The sequence below is a fragment of the Methanocalculus sp. MC3 genome, assembly GCF_054767395.1.
Window position 1 is genome coordinate 984,677 of the sequence record NZ_BAABMP010000002.1, and the last position, 8,159, is coordinate 992,835.

Sequence of the window (8,159 nt, forward strand, 5' to 3'; positions counted from 1 at the left end):
CCTTAGCTTGGTTAGTACATCAAAATATCAATACATTATAAGGATTTACAAGCATAAATACGAAAATTAGCATCAGGATTTGTTAAAATGAGAAGGGAACATCTTGATTACCTTATCTGTCCAGATTGCCATGGCAACCTGAAGATAAATACTATTGAAATAGAAAATGATTCGCATATCGAAGAGGGAAGCCTGAAATGTGATAGCTGCAGTGTTCAATTCCCTATTATTCATTATATTCCACGCTTTGTTCCAATCGATAATTATGCGGACAGTTTTGGTTATGAATGGATGACTCATGCTAGAACTCAATATGATACTGAAATGGGAGATAGTATATCAAAAAAACGTTTCTTTACGGAGACAAACTGGCCACGAGAAAAAAAAGGTGAAATAATCCTTGAAGCAGGATGTGGTTCGGGGCGTTTTACCGAGCAGGCTGCTTCAACTGGTGCAATGGTAATCTCGTTTGATTATAGTCGGGCAGTTGAAGCGAATTTTGCTACAAACGGCATGAAAGAGAATGTACTTATAATTCAAGCAGATATTTTCTCAATGCCATTTGAAAAAGAGTTCTTTGATCGAATATTCTGTATTGGAGTCTTACAACACACCCCAAATCCTAAAAAGGGTTTTCATTGCCTGACGGAAAAATTAAAATATGGGGGTCATATTGTCGTTGATCTATACAGGAAGTATGGTTTTTTCAAGCAACTGCTTATAACCAAGTACTGGGTACGGCCAATTACCCGACACATTCAACCTGAAAAACTCTATCGGTGGTGTCGCACCTATGTTTATTTTATGTGGCCTTTATCATCTTTTTTAAGTAAAAGGTTTGGAGATTTCGGCAAGAAGATTAACTGGACGTTGCTCGTTGCTGATTATCGTGGGGTACTCACGCTCTCAGAAGATAAATTAAAGGAAATGGCAGTGTTGGATACTTTTGACATGCTTTCTCCTATGTATGATTACCCTCAGACATTGACTGAAGTATTAAAATGGTTTAAAGAAGCGGGCTTGTCTATGATTGAAGTGGATTATGGTTTCAACGGCATTTATGGCAGAGGGAAGAAATATTGAAATGCAATTCGATTTAAACAATATATTCTTAGATAAAAATTAAAAATATTTTAAATCACGCACAGAAAAAAGGAGAGAGATTATTTGAAAATACTTCATGTTGCATCCACTGTCACAAATATCTATACCCTTGCCACCGCTCAGAGAGCACTTGGGCTAACTGTTGATGTCATCTCATTTTTACCGAATATTCGAAATAATTTTTTCGATATTTATCTGCCAACCAAGTTACCACCATTTATCCAGAGTTTGAAAAAAACCCCTCAGTTAATTAATATTGCTAAAAAATATGATATCATTCATTTTCATGGAACATCTGGGTGTTCTTTTTACTTGGATTTTTTAATATACAAAAAAATGGGAAAAAAGATTGTTCTTCACCATCGCGGAATAGAATGGCCAAATTTTTATAAAAAAGAATACTTTATGTCTCGTTTTGCAGATTACAAGTTTATATCAACCCCTGATTTATTGACTTATTCACCTAATGCTGAATGGCTTCCAAATCCAATTAATATCGAAAACATTAAATTGAGTGATAGGAAATCAAATAATAATATAATTAATGTGGTTCACCCACCAACATCAATCAAACAAGGCACATACAAAGGAACATCAACAATCATTAAAACTATGGAAGAAATTCAGAGAGAAAGACCAGAGATTAACTTTCAATTAGTACTCAATAAAACGCATAAAGAAGCACTTGAAATTTATAAAAGTGCCGACATTATTGTTGATCAACTATTAGTTGGTTTTTATGGCATGGTAACTATTGAGTCAATGGCACTCGGTATACCAGTAGTCTGTTTTGTTCATGATAATTACGGTGATATCCCTGTTTGGAATGCTACCGTTGATACATTTAAGGATAGGCTGCTACAACTTGCCGATGATCGCAATGCCCTTTCATCTCTTTCAAAAAAAGGAAGAGAATATGTTGAGCGTGTCCACGATAGTGCCAAAGTGGCACGCCGGACACTTGAGGTATACGAGTCCATTTATTAAAATTAAATTTTATAAAACAACCTATAAGTTTTACTAAGTACGTTCCAGATCCACTCCTCTGACCCATATTTTTTATGAGGCACTCCAGAAGAGCGGAGGTAGTTATCAAAATTATCTTCTGTAAAACCTAGTTTTTTCAGAACAAAGATTCGATCCTGTTCTTCCTGCCTTGCATCTAGATAAGGCGAACATTCAAGTGCTTTGACTGCTTCATCCCTCTCTATCTGACCACTCACAATGAGCGTTGATAGATGAATACACCGTTTATCATAACCAAACTTACGGGGGAGAATATACCCCTGATAGAATCGTGTGAATACTGACTCATAGTGTTTATATGGATAGGGTTTATACCCACATTCTTTTTGTAAAAGTTCCATTGCTGCATTTTTATTATATGGGAAAAAATCAAGAAAAGCCATCCAATTTATTTTATAAAAATAATTAAATCTGACATGATCCATGACAGAGATTAGAGGATGCGTCTTGATTGGAACTTTACCATACCTTTTATGTATCTGCTTTATATTCCACACATCATATTTGAAATGATTCCATCCAGGAGGTAAAGGCATTCCTTCGGTTGCCGTATTACTACCGGAGAGAATATAATGCAACCTGTATTTCGCAGCCTGCTGATAATTCAGGGCAAGCATCGCATTATCCATCAATAATTCAATATCAACAACATTAGCCTTGAAGAAGGAACACTGGAGATCGCGGTTCTCTTCCCAATCGATCACATGAGTGTAGAGATCCACACCCAGATTATCAATCAAATTCGAGATATTATGTGTTGCCAGTTCAGAATTCCATCCATTATCAAGATGCACTGCTAGTGGACGAAGACCGTGTTTCACTGCAAGATAGAGAGCATATGAACTGTCAACACCGCCTGAGACCCCGATTATGCAATCGTACTCCTTATTTTTACCATCAGCCTTTACTTTAGCAATGAATTTATCACGGTGTTTCTGAAGATCCTTGACATTTTCGGAAATACCCTTTAATTGTTGTTCAAATGTTTTACAATAATTACAGACGCCTTCTTCATCAAAGACAATATCACATGCTGTTGTATCCATCACGCAACGGGTACATATCTGATATTTATTCATATGATATCGACCTCCGAATCATTATTCATCACAAATACGAGGCTATCCTTAAACAGAACATCAATTTGCATCATTAAATATCTATCTTTTTCATGAGGAGACCTAGATTGTGTTGTTTTTTTTCATTTTCTGGCAAACCAGAAAAGATGGATGTGACATATCTTTTAGTAAAAAATCTATGTAAATAGGTAAAATCTTTATCCCACAAATAACTCCCATCATCCCATTCCATTAAAGGAGAGAAACCTGCACTCTGAGCTATTCTCAACATATAATCTTTTGTATACTGCCTAAGATATGTATAATCGTCAAACATCCAACGAGCACAGACAGCTCTTGAAGCTGGGCTGAAGCTTATATAAATACAGCCATCTTTGCTCAGTAATCTATAACATTCTTCAAAAAAGACCTTAATATCCTCACAAAAACCAATTGCAGACCTTACAAAGATGAAATCAAAAGATTTATCATCGAAAATGTTAATTAAACTATCTTCATTAAAATTATACTTATATGATTTAAGATCCAATTTATCTTGGATTACACAAGCGACTTCATCGGCAAATGCAGTTACAACAACTGTTTTTGCAATGGCTTTTGCATCAAAACCAAAAAAGCCAGGTTCACCACTAATATCTAATAATCTCTTTCCATTTAAGGAAATACCCATATCATTATTCAATCTTGAATGAAGTGTATCAAATTCAAGGTTCCATTTTCCACGATCACCATGAATACCGGGTTCAATTATTTGTACATAATATTTATAATAATCAACACCTTGTTCTTTTCTCGTCAAATTATATACCCAGCAACGAAACAATGGGATTTTTCCAAGCAATGGTTTAATAGGATTTAAATACGTTTCATACTGATAGAACTCTTTTTGACATCTTATATAATTACCAGTTTCTATATCCTGATACCATACGCTCTTATATGTATCAATTTTAATTTCATCCATTATTAACCCCAAAATTTTTTATTGAGTAATATGCTCATTAACGATAGGTTCCTTTAACCATTCAATTCCTACAAGATGATCACTTGCGCTCAAAGATCTTACACAGTTCATTTTGCTTTGGATAATTTAAAAGTACCGCCCGGTGTTTCCCCATATATACAAACATGCTCCCTGCTGCAACAGCAGATGCCCCAGCAGACGCACCCGCGCGAAGGTGCTCCAATGTTCCAGCACCGCCACAAATGGTAACCGGAACATCGACTGAAGAACAAATTCTTTTCACAAGATTAAGATCATAGCCTTTTCCCGTACCATCCCTTGCCACATCATTGATGAAGATCTCCCCGGCACCGGCTTCCACAGCCTGTTGAACGTACTCGATGGGATCACGACTGTTAGCTTTACTGGTTACAGCACTGAAGGAACGATAGCGCCCAAGCCAGTCTTTCTGTATATCCACTGCAACAACTGTACTTGAGGAGCCGAGCCGGTCAGCCATTGATCTTACCAGTTCAAGATTCTTCAGAGCTGCGGTATTCACCACCACTTTTTCGACACCGAGGCTGATCAGGCGCTGTGCCTGCTCGACTGTGGTTACTCCGCCACCATAGGCGATTGGCATGAACGCCTCACTCACAATTTCCTGAATTCTCGCATATTCCGGTTCGCGGCCCTGTCGCGATGCATCAATGTCAAGAAGGATCAGTTCATCCACTTCCTTCTCATTAAAAATCCGCATCGCATTTATGGGATCACCGACATATTTTGGATCCGCAAAACCGATGGTCTTCACAAGACCTCCATTCTTCAAGAGAAGACAGGGAATAACACGTACCTGGAGCATCCTCAGACCCCTAGGAAGCGTTTGAAGAGTCGCATCCCAAACTTATGGCTCTTCTCGGGATGAAACTGTACGCCACATATATTGTCGTGTTCAAATGCCGAAGTAAAGTCATATCCATAGCGGGTGATACCAGCGATGTCCTCAGGCTCATCACATTCAACATGGTAAGAATGAACAAAGTAGAAACGGTGCTCATTGATTGACTGATCAAAGAGGCCGGAGGAGCGAGTAGGCTGAACAGTATTCCAACCCATATGCGGAACACGCAGTCCTTGTTCATGTACCTGAAACCGCTTCACCCTCCCGGGAACAAGGCCGAGGCCAGGCAACTGCCCTTCTTCACTTGAATCCATGAGCAGCTGCATCCCCAGGCAGATTCCAAGGAGAGTTGCACCATTATCTGTTACTGCTTCATGGATTGCCGCGTCCATACCTGTTTCACGCAGTGCACGTATACCGGCATCAAATGCCCCCACGCCCGGAAGGATCAGGTTAGTTGACTGCTTTACAACACTGGGTGATGTAGAGATTTGTGCTTTTCCACCAATTAGGTTAATCATATTATAGATTGAGGCAATATTGCCCATGCCACAGTTGATGATTATAACAGGTATCATATTGCAGTAAATAGTGGACCCAAGTAGGTTATGTCAGTATCGCCCTGAAAATTAGGCAAGACCTGTACCTAACACCAATTCGATCTCTTCTATATTAAACATTATGTGCAACCAATATTCGGCAGATAATTATTCACGCATAATATTTTTCCACTCCCTGCCCGAACAGCCGCGTTATATCCTGTAATTCGTCTGTATAATTGAGAATACGGCACTCAACCCCTGTATCCTAACTTTGCCATTAACAAGAAATAAATTTGTTCTTAGTGATGTTTGTATCGACAAAAATGCAAACAAAACTAAGAACTAATCAGGTTGAGCCGAATGAGAATATATCCTTTTGTCAATGTCGGTTTACTTTTCCCCAGTTTCGTCGGCGTAAAAATACCCAAATGCGTCGGAATAAAAATCCCCAATGTGCAACCAGAGAGTGTCTGGGATTCACATGCTCAAGGACGAGGAGTATTTTATGTTACTGGATCTAGCTCGTGAACAGGAACTGGCAACAGGGAAAGTCAATATCAGCTTGCTTGCCCGAGAAACCGGATATGACAGAAAAACCATAGCTCGGCATCTTTCTTTGGATCAACCCTCAAAACATCCTCAGACCAGACAGAAAGCAAGCAAGCTGGATCCCTTCAAACCATACATCCAGGAGAGGCTGAACAATTATCCTCGTCTGAGCCGTGTTCGACTTCTGGAAGAGATCCAGGATCTCGGCTATGATGGCGGGCCAACAATACTTGGCGATTATATCCGCCAGATCCGTCCCAACATCACCATTCCAGCTGAAATCAGATACGAAACCAAGCCGGGAGAGATGATGCAGTGTGACTGGCTTGAATACCCCTATGAAACGGCAGATGGATCCAAAAAGAAGGTCTATGGCCTCTCAATGGTTCTTGGCTATTCCCGGATGAGATATGTAGAATTCTTCCCTCATCAGGGTCTTCTTGCTCTTCTCAAAGGACATCTGGGCGCCTTTGAGTATTTTGGAGGAGTCACTGACATGATCCTCTATGACAACCTTCGGAGTGTCGTCCTTGAGCGGAAATATCCCTCAACCGCTTCAGAATTCCATCCCCTCTTTGCAGACTTCCGTGACCACTTCGGGTTTACATCACGGCTCTGCCGCCTGGGTCGAGCCAAAACCAAAGGCAAAGTTGAACGTGCAATCTACTATGTCAAAGACAACTTCCTGTATGGTCGAACCTTCCATTCCATAGAGGATCTGAATCTTCAGGCACGTACCTGGCTCAATTGCGTCAATGGGAAGGTCCATGGAACCACCCATGAGATTCCGTTTGATCGCTTGGTTCAGGAGAACCTTCGTCCTTTCGCTTTGTACAAACCATATCTCCTCAAGAGGAAAGAATCCCGAAAAGTCTCCAAAGACTGTTACATCTCGTTATACGGGAATAGCTACTCAGTTCCATGGAAGTTTGCAGGAAGACGTGTTGACGCATATGTCCTGGAGAACCACGTATCGATTCATGCTGATGGCACAGAGATCTGCACTCATACTCTCCTGAATGGGAGAAATGAGCGTTCAAAGAAAAAAGAGCATTTTGAAGGGCTTTACAAAGAAATCCTGGGTATATCCAGCAATGGTACAAAGAAGAAACGGATAAACAAACCAGCCATTGATCAGGATTCTGTTGAAACACGAGACCTTGCCGAATATGATGTTTTTGCTGAGGAGGGTCGGGTATGACGACTCTTCTTCTCGAGCAGATCCATCACCGCCTTGCCATGATGAAACTGGATGCAATGGATGCTCTGCTTGAGCCAACGCTTGAACGTGCCATGAACGAGAATCTCAGTCCCATTGAGACGATCGGGTATCTGGTTGAACAGGAATGGAACAACAGAACTTCAACACGAATTCGAACCCGGACAAAAAGTGCTGGTTTCCCTCTTCTGAAGCGAATTGAAGAGTTTGATTTTGAGTTCCAACCCTCGATTGATCAGACGGTGATCAGTGACCTTGCCACTCTGAGATTTATTGACAATGCAGAAAATGTGGTCTTCCTTGGACCGCCAGGTGTTGGTAAAACTCATCTGGCGATTGGTCTTGGTGTTTCTGCAATTGAACAGGGGATCCCGGTTCTCTTCATCAATGCATCTGTCCTGATCGAACAGCTCAAGGACGCATACCATAGTGATCAGCTTGATCGGTATCTGAAGAAACTCACCCGACCAGGTCTCCTGATCATCGATGAGATCGGGTATCTTCCATTTGATGCTCAGGCAGCTTACTGCTTCTTCCAGTTGATATCCCGGCGATATGAGCAGGGATCAACGATCTTCACCTCGAACAAATCGTTTGGTAACTGGGGAGAGATCTTTCAGGATCAGGTGATTGCCGCAGCACTTCTGGATCGAATCCTGCATCATTGTAGAACAGTGAATATCCGGGGAGAAAGTTACCGTATGAAAGACAGAAAGAGCCACAAATTATGGGTGAACAAGCATGAATCGGCAGAATAGAGGTTTCCTAATGTTTGACAGAGAATTGACGATAG

The 8,159-nt window shown here is 40.5% G+C and carries 8 protein-coding genes; 4 read left to right on the top strand and 4 right to left on the bottom strand.

Annotation, left to right across the window (positions count from 1 at the left end; translation table 11 throughout):
• The first annotated feature begins 87 nt into the window (after positions 1-87).
• On the top strand, positions 88-1,083 hold the full coding sequence (locus ACYUBO_RS08560) for a methyltransferase domain-containing protein (protein ID WP_460373569.1): 996 nt from the start codon (positions 88-90) through the stop codon (positions 1,081-1,083).
• 84 nt (positions 1,084-1,167) lie between these two features.
• On the top strand, positions 1,168-2,091 hold the full coding sequence (locus ACYUBO_RS08565; protein ID WP_460373570.1) for a glycosyltransferase family 4 protein: 924 nt from the start codon (positions 1,168-1,170) through the stop codon (positions 2,089-2,091).
• A gap of 2 nt (positions 2,092-2,093) precedes the next feature.
• On the opposite strand, the gene ACYUBO_RS08570 is transcribed toward ACYUBO_RS08565, so the two are convergent.
• The 4 genes from ACYUBO_RS08570 to hisH form a co-directional block, all read right to left on the bottom strand.
• Positions 2,094-3,209, bottom strand: a complete 1,116-nt coding sequence (locus tag ACYUBO_RS08570) for an N-acetyl sugar amidotransferase (RefSeq protein ID WP_460373572.1) — start codon at positions 3,207-3,209, stop codon at positions 2,094-2,096.
• A gap of 73 nt (positions 3,210-3,282) precedes the next feature.
• Positions 3,283-4,173, bottom strand: coding sequence for a methyltransferase domain-containing protein (locus tag ACYUBO_RS08575; RefSeq protein WP_460373573.1), 891 nt, complete (start codon positions 4,171-4,173; stop codon positions 3,283-3,285).
• Positions 4,174-4,252: 79 nt separating this feature from the next.
• Positions 4,253-5,017, bottom strand: a complete 765-nt coding sequence (locus ACYUBO_RS08580; RefSeq protein ID WP_460373575.1) for an AglZ/HisF2 family acetamidino modification protein — start codon at positions 5,015-5,017, stop codon at positions 4,253-4,255.
• Positions 5,018-5,019: 2 nt separating this feature from the next.
• A complete protein-coding gene (hisH, locus tag ACYUBO_RS08585; RefSeq protein ID WP_460373577.1) occupies positions 5,020-5,634 on the bottom strand; it encodes an imidazole glycerol phosphate synthase subunit HisH in 615 nt (204 codons plus the stop codon).
• A gap of 469 nt (positions 5,635-6,103) precedes the next feature.
• On the opposite strand from hisH, the gene istA reads away from it, so the two are divergent.
• Positions 6,104-7,348: an IS21 family transposase gene (gene istA, locus ACYUBO_RS08590; RefSeq protein WP_460372743.1), complete on the top strand. Its 1,245-nt coding sequence runs from the start codon at positions 6,104-6,106 to the stop codon at positions 7,346-7,348.
• Positions 7,345-8,124 (top strand): IS21-like element helper ATPase IstB, encoded by a 780-nt coding sequence (istB, locus tag ACYUBO_RS08595; RefSeq protein ID WP_460372745.1) that lies wholly within the window; start codon positions 7,345-7,347, stop codon positions 8,122-8,124. The genes istA and istB overlap by 4 nt, the downstream gene beginning before the upstream one ends.
• The last annotated feature ends 35 nt before the right edge of the window (positions 8,125-8,159 follow it).